The sequence below is a fragment of the Rhodococcus sp. WS3 genome (assembly GCF_003797085.1).
Taxonomy (GTDB): Bacteria; Actinomycetota; Actinomycetes; order Mycobacteriales; family Mycobacteriaceae; genus Rhodococcus_F; species Rhodococcus_F globerula.
Genome location: NZ_RKMA01000004.1, coordinates 362,758 through 382,888, shown reverse-complemented (window position 1 = coordinate 382,888; position 20,131 = coordinate 362,758). Strand labels below are relative to the sequence as shown.

The 20,131-nt window shown below is 59.2% G+C and carries 13 protein-coding genes; 9 read left to right on the top strand and 4 right to left on the bottom strand.

The window, feature by feature from the left end; genetic code table 11:
* Positions 1 to 24: 24 nt before the first annotated feature.
* On the bottom strand, positions 25 to 648 hold the full coding sequence (locus EEB13_RS29550; protein ID WP_033233756.1) for a LysE family translocator: 624 nt from the start codon (positions 646 to 648) through the stop codon (positions 25 to 27).
* Between the two features lie 102 nt (positions 649 to 750).
* On the opposite strand from EEB13_RS29550, the gene EEB13_RS29545 reads away from it, so the two are divergent.
* Positions 751 to 1,692: a LysR family transcriptional regulator gene (locus EEB13_RS29545; protein WP_141486889.1), complete on the top strand. Its 942-nt coding sequence runs from the start codon at positions 751 to 753 to the stop codon at positions 1,690 to 1,692.
* Positions 1,693 to 1,781: 89 nt separating this feature from the next.
* On the top strand, positions 1,782 to 3,320 hold the full coding sequence (locus EEB13_RS29540; RefSeq protein ID WP_141486888.1) for a PucR family transcriptional regulator: 1,539 nt from the start codon (positions 1,782 to 1,784) through the stop codon (positions 3,318 to 3,320).
* Here the strand turns inward: EEB13_RS29540 and EEB13_RS29535 are convergent.
* Positions 3,261 to 4,364 carry a transporter substrate-binding protein gene (locus tag EEB13_RS29535; RefSeq protein ID WP_257013260.1) on the bottom strand — a complete coding sequence of 368 codons (1,104 nt, stop codon included), beginning with the start codon at positions 4,362 to 4,364 and terminating at the stop codon, positions 3,261 to 3,263. The genes EEB13_RS29540 and EEB13_RS29535 overlap by 60 nt on opposite strands.
* Positions 4,365 to 4,704: 340 nt before the next feature.
* Between EEB13_RS29535 and EEB13_RS29530 the strand changes: the two genes are divergently transcribed.
* The 5 genes from EEB13_RS29530 to EEB13_RS29510 all read left to right on the top strand — a co-directional run bounded on the left by EEB13_RS29530 (position 4,705) and on the right by EEB13_RS29510 (position 12,172).
* Positions 4,705 to 6,756 carry a hydantoinase/oxoprolinase family protein gene (locus tag EEB13_RS29530; RefSeq protein WP_141486887.1) on the top strand — a complete coding sequence of 684 codons (2,052 nt, stop codon included), beginning with the start codon at positions 4,705 to 4,707 and terminating at the stop codon, positions 6,754 to 6,756.
* A gap of 43 nt (positions 6,757 to 6,799) precedes the next feature.
* Positions 6,800 to 8,812 (top strand): hydantoinase B/oxoprolinase family protein, encoded by a 2,013-nt coding sequence (locus EEB13_RS29525; protein WP_141486886.1) that lies wholly within the window; start codon positions 6,800 to 6,802, stop codon positions 8,810 to 8,812.
* Between the two features lie 121 nt (positions 8,813 to 8,933).
* Positions 8,934 to 10,547, top strand: coding sequence for a purine-cytosine permease family protein (locus EEB13_RS29520; RefSeq protein WP_141486885.1), 1,614 nt, complete (start codon positions 8,934 to 8,936; stop codon positions 10,545 to 10,547).
* Positions 10,548 to 10,688: 141 nt separating this feature from the next.
* A complete protein-coding gene (locus EEB13_RS29515; protein ID WP_045065664.1) occupies positions 10,689 to 10,958 on the top strand; it encodes a Rho termination factor N-terminal domain-containing protein in 270 nt (89 codons plus the stop codon).
* A gap of 56 nt (positions 10,959 to 11,014) precedes the next feature.
* A complete protein-coding gene (locus EEB13_RS29510) occupies positions 11,015 to 12,172 on the top strand; it encodes a glutamate--cysteine ligase (protein WP_141486884.1) in 1,158 nt (385 codons plus the stop codon).
* A 2-nt stretch (positions 12,173 to 12,174) separates the two neighbouring features.
* Here EEB13_RS29510 and EEB13_RS29505 read toward each other — a convergent pair whose 3' ends face one another.
* A complete protein-coding gene (locus tag EEB13_RS29505) occupies positions 12,175 to 12,777 on the bottom strand; it encodes a DUF4304 domain-containing protein (protein WP_141486883.1) in 603 nt (200 codons plus the stop codon).
* A gap of 518 nt (positions 12,778 to 13,295) precedes the next feature.
* On the opposite strand from EEB13_RS29505, the gene EEB13_RS29500 reads away from it, so the two are divergent.
* A complete protein-coding gene (locus EEB13_RS29500; protein WP_141486882.1) occupies positions 13,296 to 17,138 on the top strand; it encodes a GTPase in 3,843 nt (1,280 codons plus the stop codon).
* Positions 17,135 to 18,736 carry a GTPase domain-containing protein gene (locus tag EEB13_RS29495; protein ID WP_141486881.1) on the top strand — a complete coding sequence of 534 codons (1,602 nt, stop codon included), beginning with the start codon at positions 17,135 to 17,137 and terminating at the stop codon, positions 18,734 to 18,736. The genes EEB13_RS29500 and EEB13_RS29495 overlap by 4 nt, the downstream gene beginning before the upstream one ends.
* 38 nt (positions 18,737 to 18,774) lie before the next feature.
* Here the strand turns inward: EEB13_RS29495 and EEB13_RS29490 are convergent, their stop codons facing one another.
* Entirely contained in the window at positions 18,775 to 20,004 is a 1,230-nt protein-coding gene (locus EEB13_RS29490; protein ID WP_141486880.1) for an oxygenase MpaB family protein, read from the bottom strand.
* Positions 20,005 to 20,131 lie beyond the last annotated feature (127 nt).

Here is a 20,131-nt window from a genome sequence, read left to right as displayed (position 1 = left end):
CAAGTGAGTTGCCACAGCGCAGATTCACGTTGCGGCAACCTTGACGGCAAACGCACTCAGAAGTGCCCCGGTGACGAGGCGCTGGGCTGCCATGACCCGAGGATGATGACGAAGGTACTCGGAGACCGATGACGCAGCGAGAACTATTGCTCCGTTGATCGCCACAGCAACGGTGATTTGAACTAGTCCCAACTGGAGGAATTGACCTAGCACCGGTCCGTTTTCGGGGTGCACGAACTGAGGGACGAGTGCCGCATACATCAGCGCGATCTTGGGATTCAAGATGTTTGTCACCAATCCCATGGCGAACAACCGGAAAGGGGAGTGAGCGTCGAGTTCTCGTGCCTCGAACGGTGAGCGCCCGCCTGGTCGCAGCATGTTCCACGCGAGATATGCCAGGTAGACGGCGCCGACGAGTTTGACGGTCGTATATGCGGCCGGGACCGCCGCGAACAGCGCGGACAGTCCTGCAGCGGATGCACCCAGGTAGAAGACAAATCCCAGAGCGACGCCGCCCAGCGAGACCAATCCCGCGCGCCTGCCTTGTGAGATGGAGCGCGACGCGAGGTAGACCATGTTCGGGCCGGGGGTCAGCACCATTCCCAGCGCGATGAGCCCGATCCCGACTACGGACGCGATGGGCAGCATGTTCTCTCCTCTGTACTCGTTTGTGGACTTCGACTAGTTTCCGGTGTGAGCACTGTCCACGTCCATCGCATATTCGAGAACTATTTCGTGAAGGATTGCTTCATGGATGAACTAGCCACGCTGCGCGCGCTCCAGTCGGTCAAAGAGCATGGGACAGTGACGGCTGCCGCTGCAGTTCTGCGGCTGAGTCCGTCCGCGGTCAGCCAGCAGCTCAAGCGACTCGAAAAGGCGACGGGTCGATCCTTGTTGACGCCCACGGGGCGCAGAGTGGCTCTGACGCCCGAGGCTCATGCGCTCCTCGACGAGGCAGGTCCGGTGTTGAGTCGGTTGGAGGCCATTCTCGGTGTTTCGTCCGGTCGTGAGTCACAAGTTGTGGGCCATGTGCGTGTCGCCGCATTTACGACCGCCATCCGGCACGGTGCGCTGACGGCGATAGCCGAAGTTCAGGATCAACACCCGGAGCTCACCTGTTCACTCGCCGAGATGGACCCAGGCGAGGCGTATCACGCCCTGTCAGCCGGGATGGTAGACATTGCGGTCACACATCATTGGCAAGGGCAGCAGGCGCCGGTGTATCCGGCGATCACAGTGAGTCCCCTTGCCGACAATACTGCCGACGATCTGGTCGACGACGTTGCCGACGTAATTTGCCACCGAGACCATTCACTTGCCCAGTCGCCTGGACTCGAAGACCTCGCGACATACAGTTGGGTGTCCACCGGCGCGGGCACGATTTGTCATTCATGGCTCATCCACATGTTCGCCCTGCATGGTCATCGGCCACGAATCACCGCAGAAATTTCCGACTTCGCGCTGCATGTCCCGTTCGTAGCCGCGGGTCTCGGGCTCGCACTGGTGCCCCGTCTGGGCCGTCCCGAATTGCCTGGCGAAGTTCGTGTTCTCGAGCTCGAAGATCCGCCGGCCCGCAAGATCGGCATCGCGCTGCGTACTCATCAGGTCAACGACAACGCAATATCGGTAGTCGACGCCGCATTGCGATCGCACCTGCAATATCGGGAGGCTGTGTCCAAGGCCACACTGTAATAGGCGCTCGGGTGCTCTCCAGCGGTCGAGAAAACCGATGTGTGGCTTCATAATCGGGCACATGACCTCGACGCTGGGAGGGAGGTACGTTGGCCACGGTAGGCGATCTTGTCGATCGTGCGGGCCTTCGATCCCTCACGCCCGGGGCTGTCGAGAAAGCGCGAGATAACTCCGTCAGCACCTTTTGCGAAATCGACTCGGCGTCGGGCATCGATTTCGAGGCGGGCTGCGTGGTGTACGTCCCCGCGGGGACGTGGCCCTCGCTGTCTGCACCGGAATCGCTTCTCGCCCAGATGCGGTCGGGAGGAGGCGTTGGTGTAGTCGTCGACAACGACGACTTCGATCTCCCTCCGGAATTCGTGACCGAGTGTGTGCGCCAATCGATGCCGGTGTTTCTCCTGCCCAAGGACATGCTCTTCGGTCAACTCAGTGCGACACTCACGTCACAACCCGCTGGAGTGCCGAAACAGGATTCGCACTCGGAGGCAGTGCAGGACCTCCTCGACGAATTCGTCGGGAAGAGTGGTGTCACCGTGTGGGTAGTGATGCAGGGGTGTGTCATCACTGGATCGATCGTGCCCGCCGCGGATTTTCCGATCAAGATTCTTTCCCGCAAACCGACTTCGCTGGAGGGTGCCCCGAGTGATGCAGCGGGACTTCATCTCATGTTGCCCCGGTCCGGCCACGCTCTGGTGCTGGTGAATCCGAACCGCGTGCAGTGGGAAACGCGCCGCGTGGGCAAGCTTGCCGGACAGATCGACGCCCGCCTCCATGCGCTGGAGGTCACCAGGGCGGCACGAGCGCAGTCCGAGAATGCACTGATACGCGAACTGGTTCAGGCAAATGTTGCGTCCGCCGCACTCGATCCGTGGGCACGTTCGTTGGGGCTCGAACCGGGAATCCGTATTCGCGCCGTCTCCGTCGTGGTGCCAGAGGCGACCGAAGGCCGGATCGATACGGTAGTTGCCGGATTGCAGGATCTCGCGCTTCAAGGTGCCGCCGCGTCTGTGTCCGGATCATACGAAGGCAACGCCTACGCGCTTGTCACGATGAGAGGTGCTGTCGAATCCATCGACAGCAGTGAAGGTTTCGATGGACAACTCGATATGCTCGCAAAGCTGTTCGCCCTGCGGCACGAAGGCGCGTTGTCCATAGGTACGAGTTCGTGCGTCCTGCGAAGCAGCGACGATCTGGTTCGGGGCTTGATCAGCGCCCGGCAGATGGCGGATCGTCACGCCCGCTCGTCGGGTCCGGACAGCCCTTCGGTTCCGCTCCCCGCACCGATGGCCGCAACTCTGCTCGCCAGCGACCCCAGATTGGTGAGTGTCCTCGACAACGCTCTGCTGAAGCCCGTGGTCGACTACGACGAGAGCAAGGGTTCACAGTATCTGGAAACGCTCAGAACGTTTCTGGCTTTGGACGGGCAATGGAGCGCCACGGCTGCCGAATTGGGTATCCACATCAACACACTTCGCTACCGACTGAACCGAATTGAACGCCTCACGGGGCGTGGTGTGCACTCCACGGCCGATCGCGCGGATTTCTATATCGCTCTTGCGCTACGGGAGTCATCTCGATACGGGGAGTGGGACACTTCCAGACCACCAGGGTTCGGGGAGCCTGGGTGAGAATTCTTCGATGACGTCGTAGTCACCGTCGGACGCTCGACCGACGTACGACGGGTGCGCACTGTAGTGATTGCTGCGGAAGTAGAACGGCAGTCCCTCGGGGTTTCCGTCGAATCGAACGAAGAGCAGCGCGTCGGAGAGGTCGGCAGGGTCGAGTGATGCGGTCTGTTCGGATGCCAGACTCAGCGCATGAACCGCATTGTAGGCACCCACTTGTGCTGCATGCGTGCGGTGTTGGCCGCGTACGTCGATCAAGGATTGCCGGTACGACGCGTTGATGTGGTTGTCGATTCTGGCGAAGTACGTGCCGGCCATGAAGTGACCGTTGCTGATCTCGGCAGGCATGTGCCCCAGGTCGATCGCCGTTGTCGCGGTGGCCGCGATGGGTAGGGAATCAGACGAGAAACCAGCCTGGTGGAACTGAGTGTAGAAGGCCGTGGTCGAATCGTGTCCGACAAGATTGCAGATGATCACCGAGGGGCGTTTGCGTTTGATGTCGTCAAGGACTGCGCCAAAGGACGTCTCGCCCAGCGGCGCGTACCAATTGCCGATGGTCTCGACGTTCCGTTGCTCGCCGAGCCGCCGAATCGCTTCACCGAGCACCCTGGGATAGATGTAGTCCGAACCGACGATGTAGACGCGTCGTCCGAGGGTGCAGGCAATCCAGCCGAGATAGTCTTCGAGGTATTGGTTCGGTGCTGCGCCGCAATAGAACACGCGCGGATCGGTCTCCTCACCCTCGAAGTACGTGGGGTACATCAGCAACGATTGATTGTCTTCGATCGCCGGGCGCATCGCGACCCGACTGGCTGAGGTGTATCCGCCGACAATGACGTCGACGGACTCTTCGCGGCACAGATGGTTGATGCCATGTCCCGTCATCGCGACTTCCGAGCAATCGTCGAACACGGCGAATGTCAGTTCCTCGCCGAGGATCCCGCCGCTCGCGTTGACCTCGTGAACCGCAACCAGGGCGCCGTCGAGGATGGACTTCTCCATCTCTGCCTGCGCCCCGCTGAGTGAGTACAGCATTCCGATTTTCACTCGTCCGCTCCTTTCTCGCGTGCGGTGCCACGGCGGTGGCGGTCGATCCCACTCTGTCGATCCCACTCTACGGTCTGCTCCCGCACTTCACACGATGGTGTTCGAGGCGGGACGGCAGCGCGTTGCGATTTGATGACCGGACGTTTCATCGGAATGTCGGATACCTCGTCGTAACGTGAATCGCCTTGTCGTTCAGCCAGGTAGACGCATTTTCGGTGTCTTGGACCTGTATCAATCTCCAGTACGTGTGTTCCTCCACCTAGTCGATAGGCCAATTGTCCACTTCGGCGCCGGAGAGTTGTGTTGTCGGCGGACAGTGACCAATCCCGAGGAGGGCAACATGACCGAAGCCATCAGCAAGCCGGCGAAGATTCGCACTGCGGTCGATATCGGTGGAACCTTCACCGATGTGTTCGTCCAGCACGAGGATGGGCGGATCACCACTGCGAAGTACCCGACCCAGACCGACCCGATCGAAGGCGTTCTGGCCGGTATGAGGCAGGCAGGGGTGAACTGGGAGGACGTCGAGTTCTTCTCGCACGGAACCACGATCGCGACCAATGCGCTCATCACTCGCAAGTTTCCCAAGATTGCGCTCGTGACTACCGAGGGTTTCCGCGACGTCATCGAAATTCGTCGCGGTGACCGTGAAAGTTGGGATCCGTACCAGGAAGTCGCTGAACCGTTTGTGCCTCGCAGGCACCGAATGACGGTGCGCGAGCGTATCGGTTACGACGGTACGGTTCTCGAAACCCTCGACGAAGATCAGGCGCGCGACGTCGCGAGAATCCTCGAGCGTCGTGGCGTCGAGACCGTGGCCGTGTGCTTCGTCAACTCCTTCACCAATCCGGATCACGAAAACCGTATGGCGGAGATACTTGCCGAGGAGCTACCGGGTGTCGCGATCACGACCTCGAGTGACGTTCTCCCTGAGATCTTCGAGTACGAGCGGTTTTCCACCACGGTGGCGAATGCGGCGTTGGTGCCGATCATCGGGCCATATGCGCGAACACTGGAGGGGCGCCTCGAGGAGAACGGATACAAGAACGACGTCCTGCTCCTGCACTCCGGCGGCGGTGTGATGACGCCGAAGATGGCGGAGAAGTACGGAGTGCGACTCGCTGCGTCCGGCATTGCCGCTGGTGCCATCGCCAGCCGTCATATTGCGCGAATGTGTGGATACGAGAACTCGATCGGCTTCGACATGGGTGGAACGTCAACCGATGTGTCGCTGACGGATAACGGTGTGCTCGGAACGACGAACATGTGGAGCGTCGAGTTCGGTTACCCGATCTGCTTCCCCAGCATCGAAGTTCTCACCATCGGTGCCGGTGGCGGTTCGATCGCCTGGCTGGACGACGCCGGCTCACTCCGCAACGGACCGCAGTCCGCAGGCTCGGAGCCCGGGCCCGCGTGTTATGGCGCCGCAGGCGATTTCGCGACCAACACAGACGCCAATCTGGTCCTGGGCACAGTCGGCAAGAAGTTGGCAGGCGGAGTCAAGGAACTCGACGAGTCTCTGGCGCGCAACGCAATCGAAAAGGTCGCCTCGCCACTCGGACTGGATGTCGACACGGCCGCACAGTCGATCATCAAGGTGGCCAACGCGAACATGGCCGATGCTGTCCGCCTCATCTCGATTCGCAAGGGGCATGACCCACGAGATTTTGCGTTGGTGGGATTCGGCGGGGCCGGACCACTGCACGCGGCTTACCTGGCCAAGGATCTTGGCATCCCGACAGTGATTATTCCGCCGCACCCGGGAGTGACGTCGGCGATGGGCTGCATGCTCGTGGACATTCAGCACGATCTCACCAAGATGTACCTGGCCGATGCCGCGGAAGCAGATCTCGGGCACCTCGCCAAGTCGTTCCGGGAACTGGAGGCGCAGGGACGCGAACGCCTGACTGCCGAGCACGTCGACGCGGAGGACATGATTTTCGAGTATTACCTCGACATGCGGTATCTGGGGCAGTGGCGCGCCATCGCTGTCCCGGTGAGCGTTCCGCTTGAGAGTCTCGACGAGGTTGTGGCAACGTTCCACGCTACGCACCTCAAGGAACACAACTTTGCGGCCGAGGATGGCGGTGTGGAGATCTACCGAATCCTGGTGCGTGCCATCGGTCTTACTCCGCGAGCTGACGTCAAGCCGGCCGAGCCGATTGATCCCGCCGATTTCACCCCGGTGCCGACCGAATTGCGCCACGTCCTGTTTCCCGACGAGGTGGCTCGACTCGAAACCCCGGTCTACGACCGCGCAGATCTTCCCGCGGGTGCGATTCTGTCCGGTCCGTGCATCGTCGACCAGTTGGATTCGACCACTGTCGTTCCGCCGCGGACCACTGCCCGCGTCGACGTCTGGGGGAATCTCATCCTCGAATACTCCGCATGATCTGCCATCGGCCGCAATCGAATTCATACGAAGGGCAAATGAAATGACTACATCGCTGGATCCGGTAACCTTCGAAGTTCTCAAGAACGCCTTCATCAACACCGTCGACCAAATGGCAGAGCAGATCTTGCGAACCTGCTATTCCTTTGTCATCTACTCGCGTGACTTCTCGTCGGCCATCTGCGATACCGAGGGCAACACCGTTATGCAGGGAACGGGCGACATCGCAGCCCACGTCGGGACGCTCCACTACACGGCAAAGGCCGTAATTCGTCAGTTCGAGGGCGACATCCATCCTGGCGACGTCTTTGTCATCAACGATGTCTACGAGGGCGGAAGCCATTTCAACGACACACGCATCATCCGGCCCATCTATTACCAGGGCGAACTGCTCGGCTACGCGCAGGCCAACGGGCACTGGGCCGACGTCGGCGGTGCTACACCAGGCTCGTTCAACGTCAACGCGCTCGATCATATGGGAGAGGGGTTGCGTATCCCGCCGACGAGGTTGTGGAGCAAGGACCATTTCCTCGAGGACGTGGCCTACCTCATCGCAAAGAACACACGAAACCCGCGCGACATCATCGGCGATATGCAGGCGCAGGCGGAGGCCACACGGGTCGCCGAGCGCGAAATTCAGCGTCTGTGCGACAAATACGGCGTCGAGACGATCAAGACGGCCATGGCTGAGGTCCAGGACTACGTCGAAGATCTGACGCGCGCCAAGATTGCCGCTCTGCCTGACGGTGTCTGGTACACAGAGGACTACATCGATCAGGATCCGGGATTGGGAGAAGGACTCATCCCGGTCACGATGAAGATGACTATCAAGGGCGACACGGTTCACTACGACCTGAGTGACTCCCACGCTTCCATCTCGTCGATGCTCAACGCCGGATTCGGTGGTTCGTTCGCCGGGATCGTTGCGGGTACGAAGATGCAATTCCCGGACATACCACTGAATTCCGGGTTCTATCGTGTGGTGACAGCGGACCTCGGTCCGCTCGGATCAGTGGTCAACGCGGACTGGCCGTCGCCGTGCGCGGGATTCTGTTCCGGGCCGTTCGAGAAGATCATGAGTTCGGTATTCGAGATCTGGTCCGACATTCAGCCGGAACGCGCGATGGCCTGTACCTTCAACCTCGAGTATCTACTCGTGGGCGGACGGGACGAGAGAGAGAACGGCAGCCCCAATTTCATGTGGTACGACTGGATGATGGGCGGATGGGGCGCCCGAAACGGCGCAGACGGCTACAACGCATCGGCTGCGGTGTTCGGAGTCCAGTACGGTACACAGCCTTTCGAGGGACAGGAGCGGCTGGCGCCGGTGCTCACCACATGTCATGATCTGCTTCCTGATTCCGGTGGGCCCGGAAAGTACCGCGGTGGCCTCGGTGCAGAGAAGGGCGGTCGACTGTGGGCGAGTAGCAAGACCGTGATGTCCTACTGCTGTGACCGTGAGCGGTCTGTCACATGGGGATTGTGGGGCGGACTGCCGTCAATTCCACACGGTGTGTGGCTCAACAAGGGAACCGAGAACGAGAGATATCTCGGCTCGATCTTCGCCGCGATTCCCATCAAGTCCGGCGACGAGTTCACCCGCCCTTCGGCCGGCGGCGGTGGGCTGGGCGATCCGCTGCAACGCGAGGTCGATGCGGTACTCGAAGACGTGATCGACGGTTACGTGAGTATCGAACGGGCCGAGAAGGACTACGGCGTGGTGATCAAGGAGGTCGATCCCGAGATCTTCGAGTACGAGATCGACTCGGATGCAACGGAAAAGGCTCGCAATTACATTCGCAATAATCGGCACGCCTGGATGGAACGCGACGCACACGAGGTGTCATCCGAGTACCAGTCCGGTCTGATCAACGAGATGGACTGCGTGCGCCAATACGGAGTGATCCTCGACTGGGGCAGCGGTGAAGTACTGGAGAACACCACCGGCCAGTTCCGCGCGATGCTTCGCCGACGCACGATCGTCCACTGGACCGACGATCCGGCCGTCGAGTACGTCAAGGGCACGTTGTCTGTCTCCGAGGTCGCGGCACTCTGAACTACCCGCTCCATTCTGCTCGGGTGCCCCGACGAGATTCGGGGCACCCGAGTGTGGTTCGTCAAACACCAGTATCCAGATGGCAACGGCGCCAGGGGAACGTCATCGAAAAGGATTGGCCATGTCTATTTCACAGGGCTTGAGTGCAAACGAGGTACCGGCGCTGGTCGTATCGTCCCATGACGATCCGAAGGTTCTGGAACGCGCTGCTGCAGAGGATTATTCACTTCACATTGTTCCGCTTTCGTGGCGAAGCAGCCGTCTGTCGGTGTCGATGGCATGGTTCGGGCTCATGAGCGCGATGTTCTGGGTTGTGGTCGGAAGTACCGTCACACTTGCCGTGGGTACGATCGACACACTGATCGGCATCGCACTCTCCGCCGTGAGCTACGGCGCGATCAATTCGGTGGTCTCACGATACGCAGCCAAGACGGGAACAAGTGTCTCGCTGTTCTCGAGGGCGCTCTTCGGGCGAGCGGGATCTGCTTTTGCGGCTGCTCTGTTCGGTGTCACTATCACGTATTACGTTGTGGCGGAGGGTGCAATCGTTGCCAGTGCGCTGCACGCGTACCTGCCTGCACTTCCGATAGCCCTGTGCGCCCTGATTGTCGTCGTGTATCAGGCGCCGCTGGCTATGCGTGGTGTGAGTACGTGGCTGGACAAGATCAACGGCTTCTTACTTCCGTTGTATCTCGTCGGACTCGTCGGCTCGGTAGTCTGGGCAATCGTTCGATACGGCTACAGCAACGACTGGCTCACCTATGAACCAGAGGGCGCTGCTGACCTCGGTGTTCCGGGATGGTGGTTTGCGTACACGGTGTATATGGGAGTGTGGGTTGTCACCATGATGGCGTGGGACTTCGCTCGCTTCGGACGGCCCGAAGATGCGAAGTTCAACGGACGGATCACTTTTGGCACACCCTTTTACGTCATGACCCTTTTTGTGAATGCGGTTGTCGGCATCTTCCTCGCGCACACGATCGAGATCGAAGGAGCGTTGAGCGAGGAATCGGCGATTCTCGGAATTGTGTCACTGATGGGATTCTGGGGGCTGTTGTGGGTGGTGGTGAGTCAAACTCGGGTGAACTCCGGGAACTTCTACCTGGCGTCCACGAACGTGCAGAACTTCTTCGCCCGAGCATTCAAACTCACTCTGCCACGGGTCTTCTGGCTTGCTGTCGTCGCCGTGGTAGTTTACGTGATGATGCTGACGAACGTCCTGACGTGGATCCTTCAGGCGCTGAGTTATCAAGGCGTCATCATCGTCAGTTGGGTGGCAATTGCGCTCACTCACATTCTTGTTGCCTCCCGCGGGATATTTCCGCACGTTCCGCCCGCCGAGTTTCGCCCGGGACGCGTTCCGTCGGTGAATCCCGCCGGGGTGTTCGCTTGGGGAGCATCATCTTTGGTCGGTATTGTGATGGTTGCCTTCGGCGGCACGTCCGGTACCGTCTGGGCGCCCCCGGTGAGCTGTGTCCTCGCGGCGGCGCTGTACGGGATCGCGCTCCGATTCTCGAAGCCGAGATGGTTCACTCTTGATCGTCCGTTCGATCCGCGCGACGAGGTAGCCGATCCGTGGGAGTCGCGCGTGCAGTGCCATCGATGTGGTGACTCCTACATCGCCTACGAGATGGATCGTGATCCGTCTGCCGGACATCAGGCGATCTGTCTCGCCTGCGCGTCGAATTCACCAAGCTTCCTGCGTGCAGCGGAGGCGGAGGCTTCCGCCAACTGAAAGCTCTGCCCACCGTGCCCTCCCGGCGCGGTGGGCGGTTGCGTTCGCCGGTTTGGCGGAACTGCTTATCGGGTAGGTCCGACATAGTGCAGCGATCCACTCAGGCACAGGCATGCCTCCAGCAGAAGAAGGGACGGCCGGATGGCTCGTAGGGACTCGCAACCGCAACTCAAAGACCAGGATCTCTACGAGAAATTGCGCGAGAAAGGAGATTCCAAGGAGAAGGCGGCGCGGATCTCCAACGCAGCAGCGAATCGTGGTCGTTCGAACGTCGCTAAAACTGGCGGTCGGTCCACTTCGTACGAAGAATGGACCGTGGATGAATTGAAGACGCGAGCAAAGGAACTGGACCTGCATGGGTACTCGAAGATGAAGAAAAGTGAACTGATCGACGAACTTCGCAACCACTGAATTCTGTTCTTTCCGTTGAAGACCCGTGGTTTGTAATTGTCGAAGCCGAGGACCCCATGGCAAAAACGACCGTTCCGCATAAATCTGCCGTCCTAGACACGCCCACTCTGGGCGTGGAGGAGGAATTCCTCCTGTGCGACCCGCTGACCAAACAGCCGAGGTTGCGCAATACCGAAGTTGCGGCAGCAGGAAGAGACCTCGGTGTCGATCTTCAATTGGAGCTCACTCGCTGTCAGGTCGAGACCGCCACATCGATCGGGGGTCATATCCGCGACCTTCGGGATCAACTGCGTGAACTGCGCTTCGCTGCAGCAGACGCTGCCGCACATGACGGATGCCAGCTGCTGGCGGTGGGAACACCGTTCTACGATCCACCACCGAACGAGACCACTGACACCTCGAGATATCAACGAATGGCCGGTGAATTCGGGGCGCTTACTGCGGGAGTGATGTGTGGCTGCCATGTGCATGTCGGTGTGGAGGACCGCAGACAGGCCGTTCGGATCATCAACCATCTGCGTCCGTGGTTGCCGACGCTCTTGGCGTTGACTGCGAACTCACCGATCAGTGCCGGCATCGATACTGGCTATGCCAGTTGGCGTTACATCATGTACGGGCGATGGCCGAGCTGCGGGCCGCCGCCGTACTTCGAGTCCGTGAATCACTACGACGCCGCAATCGCCACGATGCTCGAGGCGGGTGTCATTCTGGACCCCCACATGGTCTATTGGGATGTTCGGGTCTCGGATCATCTTCCTACCGTGGAGATTCGGATCAGTGACATTCCAGCCACAGTCGACGAGACAATCACGTATGCCACGCTGGTACATGCGCTTGTTGTCACCGTGATGAAAGAGATCGCGACGGGCAGCCCGGCCCCGATCATCGATCAGGAGGTATTGCGTGCGGCGTGCTGGCGGGCCGCCCGAGATGGAATTGCCGGTCGAGCTCTCGACATGGATACCGTGCGCCTGGTGCCCACGCGTCAGCTGGTTCGGCGACTGCTGGATTACGTTGCGCCGATGCTGGCCGAGTTCGGCGAGCTCGAGCGGGTTACTGCCTCACTGGAGAAAGTCTTCGAGCAGGGTAACGGGGCAATGGTGCAACGCCGCACGCTGGCACGGTCCGGCATCACCGAGGTGATCGACGAATGCGCTCGTCGCACCGCGGAAGGGTGCGATCGGCAGACGGATATCGCGCTGTCGCCGTCGTAGTGTCAATCGGCACCGACTGTGCGGGCGGACGCTTGTCGAAACAGGTCGTCGAGGCGCTGCCAGCGAGGCTCTGCGCCGAACCGGTAGCGCGCTCGTTGGTATTGCTCATCCGCACCGGCTTTGTCGCCTGTCGCGAACCGGTAGCGAAACACGTCAAAGTCTATATCCGACAATGCAAATCGGACGATATCATCTGGTCCACGAAGCTGGCACATCACCTCCAGCGCGCTCGTGAGTGCGGCGCGCACAATGCCAGCAGTCGCGGGGATAGCGGTCTCTGCGTCGACGGTCACGTGTGGTCCGATGCCGGAGGCGATGTTCTCGATCCGGCGTCGGTACTGGCAGTCCACCTCGGCCGGGCGCTCGTGTTCCGGCTTTCCGATGATTCGATCGAAGCCCGGAGAGTAGACACCACAATTGATGTAGAAACGTATTGATTCGTAACTGTTTCCCGCGGACCGTTGCAGGTTGACGACGTCGACAACGTCGTCTCGCTCCCGTCTGAAGGTCAGTTTCTGCTTCCGGAACCCGTGCTCCTTGAGAAGCGGAACGGCACTCTCTTTGATGAGTGCGGCAAATGACTGCTCGGCCGTTAGCTGCTCCATTCGAACATCATCGCGGACAAGGCGCCTGTACCTCTCGACTGGGTTCAATGAGCCGAACTTCCTTCGGGATGCTTCAGCGACGCTCGACAATTCCTGGGACAAACTCCTCTAGTCGTGTATTCCGCACTCGTCATGTTGTCATCTATACCCCCTCTTACGTCGGTTCGCCTCGATCCCGCTGCACGTTCGTGTGCGCTGGCGTGGTAATAAATGTTCTTCGGGGAGTTTCCAGCAGCCGTTTTCTCGGAGGGCAGCAAAATGTCGGTGGGGAGTTCTATGCTGCACTTTCAATAGCTAGAGTTCAGGTCCGAGGCGGAATTCAGATTCTTGAAGTGCGGGTGAGGGCAAGAATGATTGTTTGGACATTCTCTGATGTCGGTTCGTGCCTAGTCGGAGAATAGTGGCACTCCGCGAATTTGTTGTATCGGCTAGAACCTTGTTGCGGAATCTGTACTTGTGAACGACTCGAAAACTCCCCGCCTTCTGTAACGCAGCCGGGTGGACTGAGAAGGGCGAAGATGGAGAACACTGGAATTGCGCTTCAATACGCAATCGAGCAGGCCGTGGATAGCGGAGAGCGAGAGCTGGATAAACTCGACGCTCTGATTGATTCGCTCGGCGACCAGTTCGCGAAGGCAACGGATGTCGGTTCGACAGGTTCAGTCGAGGCAGGGTTGACGCGTGAACTCGCTGAACTTGCGGATGGTTTCGGTGATGGCCTACGTACCCACCTCGCGGGTCAGCGCAAGGCACTGTCGACGTTCAACGTCGCTTTCTTCGGCCGTACCGGCGCTGGCAAGAGCACGTTGCTCTCTGCGTTCGGTGAGCTCGACGGTGATCACGTGTCGCCCGGCGACAGCGATTGGACTACTGACGTCACGGAAATCGAATGGCACGGATGCCGACTCTGGGACACACCTGGCATCAATGGGTGGGGGCGTACTCAGGCTCGAGTTGATCTCGAGGAGACTGCGCGACGGGCTGTCGAGATAGCCGACGTGGTCCTGCTGTGCTTCGACAGTCAGAGCCAACAGGCATCGGAGTTCACGAAAGTCGCGCAGTGGGTTCGCGCGTATGGGAAACCAGCCATCGCGGTTCTGAACGTGCGTAATCTGCGCTGGCGTCACCCTGCGAAGGTTGTCAGTCAGCCGGCACGCCAGTCATTGTCTCGGGGGGTTCGCGAGCACGTCGACAATATCCGAACTGAGTTGTCCAAGATCGACCTTCCGGGTACTCCAATTGTTGCTATCTCGAGTAGGCGCGCTTTGTTTGCTCGTGCAAGTACTCCGTTCAAAGGCCCTGCTGAGACGAACTTCTTGTCAGATCGCGAAAAGTTCGGTACAGAGTACTTGTCTCGATGGTCGAACTTCGGCGCACTCGAGGAGTTGCTAACCGCATCGATTGTCGAGGGTGGGTCCGATCTGCGCAGAACGTCGCTGCGAGAAGGATTGCGGGGAATGCTCGGTGCAAAGGCTGGCGAACTCGATGAACTGAGGCAAACGATCGACCCACGGATTGAGGCCGCGGAACGTCGGATCGCGCAACTTCTTGATGTGTTGGGTTACATTGAAGGCGACGAACGAAAAGCGTTTCTCGGTGCCGGCAGTCCGGAATTGCTCTCTGCTTTGGAAAAGGCCAGAGGCAAGACGTTCACAGCGAGTCCCGAGGGCTCTCTGGATCGGCAGATGAACCGTCTGATCGCATTCCATCTCTCCGGGCTACGGGAGGATTCCGTTGCCAGATCCAAGAAGTTGGTGGAGGAGGCTTTCGGTGAGGGTAAGCAGGTCGACCAGGATGCCTTTCAAAGAGCAGTCTTCACGATGTCTGATATTCAAGCTGCTGTGGGGAGCATCTGGAAGTCCAAGACATCGTTCCTCCTTCGGGAACTGCAACTCGTCAGTTCTGACGAAGAGCCGGATCTCACAGGCTCGCTGACCGATTCGGCAAATCTGGATGGCTCATCCGGTGGGCTGACATCCAATCTGGCTAGGTCTATGCAACTTGCAGGTATGGTGGCCGGCGGCGCGTCAGGCGTCGTGCTACTACCCGCTGTTGCCAACTTCTGGAATCCGGTGGGCTGGGTAGGCGTAGCTACGTCGGTGGGACTCGGTGCTGTGTCGTCTGTCAGCCGTTTTGCCGGCGACCGTATGGCAGCGAGTACTGAAAAGCGTGGTCTCGCAGCAAAATCCAAAGCCATCAGTGAGTCCTTGGCTGCTGTTCATCAGACCTATGATCGGATTGAGCAGGACCTGCGGGATCAGGGCCGAGCCCTGTCTTGGCAGATGGCCGGGCCGGTCTTGACAGTGCTACTCGACGAGTCGCTGTCCTTGCATTCTGGCAAGAAAGCTGTGGACGAGCTGACTGCGAACCTCCGCGAACTTTCGATGTCATTGCCGGAAGCGATTGATGTGAAGACGGTGATGGCGCGGGCGCAAGATCGTGTTCTCGCCGAACGGTCGGCGACGATACGAACCGATAGCGGCTCCGGGGCACCTGAAACGGGAGGATCGAGCTTCGCTCGCAAGGTTTGGCTAGGGGAAGACTGGTTCGAACACGACAACGGAGACGTCGACGAGGGCATCTCGGAAGGATCGCGTCTACCAGTGTTCGTCGAGCAGGAAAACACTGATCTGGTTGGCCTACGGCAGGCGTTGTCACGCGCGTGGGAGGTGGCATCGAATGACTCCCTTGTCGCGTTGATTCGAGATCTCGAGCACGCGGTCGATCCTGCTGCACAGCGCGGGCGCTCCTCTTCAGATCAGGCTGGCATCAAACCGACAGTCGTAGTGCTTGGAGACTACAGTTCCGGAAAGTCCAGTCTGATCAAACGACTGCTCGTGGAGATGAGCGGTACGGTTCCCGAGGATCTGTATGTACGAGGCAGCGCAACAACAAGTTCGGTTCAGAGCTATGACCTCGGACATGTGGAATTGCTTGATACTCCAGGGTTTCAAAGTGGCAATCGCGACCACGACGCTCTAGCTCTGGCCGCCGCCGCGGATGCCTCGCTCATTCTTGTTGTGCTGCATGTCAATCTGCTTATCGGGGATATGACGCTACTCCAAGAGATCGTGGACGGAACACGACACACAGTGGCAAAGAACAGCCGAACGATCTATCTGATCAATCGATCCGACGAGTTGGGCGTCGATCCCACCGCCGCGCCCGAAGACTTTCTCTTGCTGAAGCGTCGAAAGGAAGCGGAGCTCGTCAGGGCTTTGTCTTCGCGTGGTATCGAAGTAAACCCAAACCATGTACACACGCTCTCGGGTGACCCGTTCGGAGAGGTCGGCGCGCGTACGGATGTCAGTCGCGCAGACTACTCCCACCACCGCGATTGGGATGGCGTTGCGCCACTCGTTCGGATGCTTGATTCGTTCTCGACCAAGTTGGGGCGATCCGGTGTGGCTGGCGCACAACTTGATACGGCATTGAATGCAATGCTCAATGAACGGGGCAAAATTGAACAGAAGCTCATCGACCTCGAGTCCGAAACTACGGCTCGAGCTTCTGTGCAGCAGTCGATCAAGAATAGTGTGCAGGATTCCGTACTTTTGGAAGCGTCCTTGTGGGAGCGCGTGCGTCGCATTGTCGCCCCGCATGCGAACGGGGCGAGGGAGAAGGTGCGTGCGGCAGGACCGGACGACTTCGACACAATTGGTGCCGCCGTGGAATCGTGGAAGTCGGACGCCGAACTCAACTCCGATATCGAACGTTTCCATCGCGAAGCACAGAAAGAGATCGAAGACTGGTTCCGTGTACACGCGTCGACGATTGGCCGTGAGTTGGAATCTGCCGAGTTTGCGGTTGAGGGGTTGATCATCGAAGTTGACGCTGTCGGGAAGCAGTCGCCGACGCTGGATGGAACCGCCTTGCTTGCACAAGCTGCGAAGGGCGGCGCGAACTTGGCTAAGGCATTGGGGAATCGAGATGCGATCTATGCAATCGGCAAAGGCGTGGGAGTCAAGTTCAAGCCTTGGGGAGCAGTAAAAGCGGCGGGCAAGGTAGCCAAGGCAGCACCAGTCCTCGCTGCAGTCGGGGTGGCGATGGACCTCAATTCGATGATCCAAGGTGAAGTTGCCCAGTCAGGTCGAGAGAAGAAGCGTACTGAGTTGGACGCCGCGATTGCTCGGTCGGCAGATGCCCATATCGACTTGATCCTGAACGGGTCAAATGAAGATGGATTGCTGTCCGTCCTTCTCGGATGTACGCACGCGCTGGCAGCCTACGAAGAGTTGCTCGAGGCTGAGCAGACAGCCGCGAACGATGAGATGAGTGCTTTGGCTGCATCGTGTGCGGAGTTCGAACTGTTGCTTGTCCGAGCCGGTAATTTGCGCGAACATGAACGGAGTGACAAATGAATGACATCGATATCCTGAAGGTCAGAACATGGCTGGACAACGTGCAAGGGCCGCGCGCAGATAGCTACGCTGAACGCTGGCACGACTTTGCGTCGACGGCTAATCCTGTGATCACCGTGTTCGGTTCTTATGACACGGGGAAAAGCTCCTTGATTCGCCGGCTCTTGGTGGATAGCGGCGTGCAAGTTCCAGAGTGGTTGACGATCAGTGCTCGGCACGAAACTTTCGGCGTGAACGGTGTGGAACTCGCTGGCTGCCTGTTGCGTGATACGCCAGGGCTGGCGATCGGCGCAGACGATGCCCGCGGCGCACTGAATACGGAACTTGCGAGAGAGGCGATTAGTACCACTGATATCGCGATCGTCACCCTCACACCACAATTGGCCACCGGTGAATTCGATTTGCTTCGCGAGGTAGTGGCGGGCGGGTGGAGCGCGGCAAATCTGTGGTTCGTCATCTCCAGATTTGACGAAGCTGGTATCGATCCAGACGATGACCTCGACGGATATCAGCGATTGGCGTCGAGAAAAAGGGCGGAACTTGGCAGCTCGCTGAAACTTTCGTCGGAATATCCGATGCATGTGGTGTCGCAGGATTTTGCTCAGATGGCGGGAGCGGCAAGAGATGTCGATTCAGATGTCTGGGACGATTCGCGTGACTGGGACGGTATGGATGGGCTGGCGACGGCGATCAAGACTGTTGCGTCGGGTGACATCGTTGCGCTGCGGGCTTCAACTGAGCAGCGGTACTGGCGCCAGGCGCTAATGCGCACACTGGCCGACTTGAAAATCCAGCGTGCCGAATCCGGACCGCTCATTGAACAAGCCGATGCGGCGTCAGCTCGCCTTGAGCAGTGGGCGAGTTCGCTCCATGACGTCGATCGTGATGCCAAGGCGGACCTACGTGGAGTGGTGGGTAAAGCTGTCCGGCAGGTCTTTGCCGCTGGAGAGCAAGACTCGGCAGTCGTTGCCGAAGACTTGCAGTCGGCACTCAATGATTGGTACAGGAAACACACGCGAGAACTTGATCGTCTGCTTCAGGATGTGGCGAGAACTGATGAGCGGCAGCGCAAAGAGCCCTCATGGGCGAACTTGGAGGCGCTCGCGTCTGAAGTTGCGGCGGCTGCCGAGCCGGCAGTGGACGGACATCCCGACGCGTTAGCCCCATATGTCAGCAAATTCGGACCATTGCTGATCGGCGGTCTGCGCGACTTCGAGCGCAGTCAAAGAGGGGCATCTTCGAAAAAGGCCGCAGGCCGAGCTGCGGCGATTGTGAAGACTGGCGGTGACGTCGGCTCACTCGCCAAGGGAGTCGCCCTAGCTTCCGCGTTGTTGCCGCTCGCTGTCGAGATCGTCAATTCGATCGACGGTGCGCGGTCGAATAAGGCACTGGCAGTTCAGGAACAAGCGAACAGGGCTCGCGAGGAAAAATTTACTACGGAAGCAAACGCGCTTGCGCTCGCTTCGTGGGCTGCAGTTCTTGCCGGAGCCAAGGCTGAAATCGACGCCGCCGCCGTTCACGCTGAACTGTCCGATGCGCTGCGTGATTCCGCCAAGAAGTTGGCCGCCGCAATTGAGGAGGCGGAAAATCTGCTGTAACAGGCTTCTCGAACTGCTCGGTCGGCGAAAATCAACTCTCAGCGGTAATTCGGGTTGTTGAACTCGGGAATCTCGATGCTGATCGGTCGAAGTTCGGACATGTAGAGCAGAACGAACTGTCGGAGTAGTTCGTCGAAGGTCCAGTAGGCATGTGGTGCAAGGGGTACGGGAAGGAGCCCTTCCCGTACCTTCACGAATGGACCCCATGCCGTTTCCAGGAGGGTGCTCCACACGGGTTCGCGCGGAATATTGAGCCAGTTGGCTATTTCGTTGCCCAGCATGAAGCGAGTCAACGCGCCGAGGATGGGCCGAGTGAGAAGTGTGAAATCGAGGCCCGCACCCAGATCGAGAAGAATGTCGGCGAGCTTGATTCCCTCGGGGGTGGGAGCCAAGATCGGGTCCAGCACTTGTGTGGCTTGAGATTCCGCGTCGTTCCACGTCGCGGGAATGTACTGATCCTCGATACCGAGAAGATGAGCGCTCAGTTGCCACGAATGCAGAAATCCGTCGGACTCGTCGGTGGGGACTTTCACGTTCCACGCGTTCAGGTTTCGCATGGCGGTAGTCGGCAAACTGTGCCAGGTGACCATCATGTCGTGCTGACTGATCGGAACGTCCTCCGGCGCCATGTGCGTCCAGTGCGGAGATTGAGGCAGCAGGTGCCGCACCGCGGCATGCACCAGTCTGGTCTTGACGGAGGTGACAATCATCTCGCCGTCAGCCTGAAATGCGTTGCGAGAACCGATGTCGTATCCCAACTTTGCGGTTTTCGAGATGCGGTTCTTCATGTTCGCTCCGCCTTTGGAGTAATACACTGCCAAGGCCTCTTTGGGGATGACAGTGCTCATCATTCCGCTGGCGAAGCCATAGAGAACACCGAGGTAGAGACCTCGTTTCTCATTGAATCGCACGGCTGCCGCGAGCTTGTTCTGATCGGTCCACGACGGTAGCTGCCGCGCTTGTTCCATGAATTCGCGGAGGTCGGACGGAAGTCCCGTTGGCAGCGGCTGGCCGTTCTTCTTCCAGGTGCGCAAGAGTTCGTTGACCTTTGGAACGTCACCTCGGTCGAGGAGAGATGCCACGAGCGGGTCCGCTTGGGTGTCCCATGTTTGTCTCGGATCTGCACCGCTCCCGGTTCCTGGCACCGAACCCGCTGGTGACCAGTGCCACGGCTGCGCACTGGCTGGTGCTGCGAGCGCGCTGAGTGCGCCGAGTGCGCCGAGTGTGCCGCCAACTCTCAACACATTGCGCCTACTGAGATCGTCCATGTCGTTACTCCCGGTTAGTCCGATGAAGCAATGAAACAAATCATGTATCTCCGTATCATTGGTAGCATAGCGTGATGGGCGCCACAAGTGTTTTGTCTGATTTTCCACCTGCGCACCCTCGTGGCAA

What these genes read in the sequence shown, in the direction of transcription:
- EEB13_RS29550 (WP_033233756.1), bottom strand. Translation starts at nt 648, where the DNA reads ATGCTGCCCATCGCGTCCGTAGTCGGGATCGGGCTCATCGCGCTGGGA.
- EEB13_RS29545 (WP_141486889.1), top strand. Translation starts at nt 751, where the DNA reads ATGGATGAACTAGCCACGCTGCGCGCGCTCCAGTCGGTCAAAGAGCAT.
- EEB13_RS29530 (WP_141486887.1), top strand. Translation starts at nt 4,705, where the DNA reads ATGACCGAAGCCATCAGCAAGCCGGCGAAGATTCGCACTGCGGTCGAT.
- EEB13_RS29525 (WP_141486886.1), top strand. Translation starts at nt 6,800, where the DNA reads ATGACTACATCGCTGGATCCGGTAACCTTCGAAGTTCTCAAGAACGCC.
- EEB13_RS29520 (WP_141486885.1), top strand. Translation starts at nt 8,934, where the DNA reads ATGTCTATTTCACAGGGCTTGAGTGCAAACGAGGTACCGGCGCTGGTC.
- EEB13_RS29515 (WP_045065664.1), top strand. Translation starts at nt 10,689, where the DNA reads ATGGCTCGTAGGGACTCGCAACCGCAACTCAAAGACCAGGATCTCTAC.
- EEB13_RS29510 (WP_141486884.1), top strand. Translation starts at nt 11,015, where the DNA reads ATGGCAAAAACGACCGTTCCGCATAAATCTGCCGTCCTAGACACGCCC.
- EEB13_RS29505 (WP_141486883.1), bottom strand. Translation starts at nt 12,777, where the DNA reads ATGGAGCAGCTAACGGCCGAGCAGTCATTTGCCGCACTCATCAAAGAG.
- EEB13_RS29500 (WP_141486882.1), top strand. Translation starts at nt 13,296, where the DNA reads ATGGAGAACACTGGAATTGCGCTTCAATACGCAATCGAGCAGGCCGTG.
- EEB13_RS29495 (WP_141486881.1), top strand. Translation starts at nt 17,135, where the DNA reads ATGAATGACATCGATATCCTGAAGGTCAGAACATGGCTGGACAACGTG.
- EEB13_RS29490 (WP_141486880.1), bottom strand. Translation starts at nt 20,004, where the DNA reads ATGGACGATCTCAGTAGGCGCAATGTGTTGAGAGTTGGCGGCACACTC.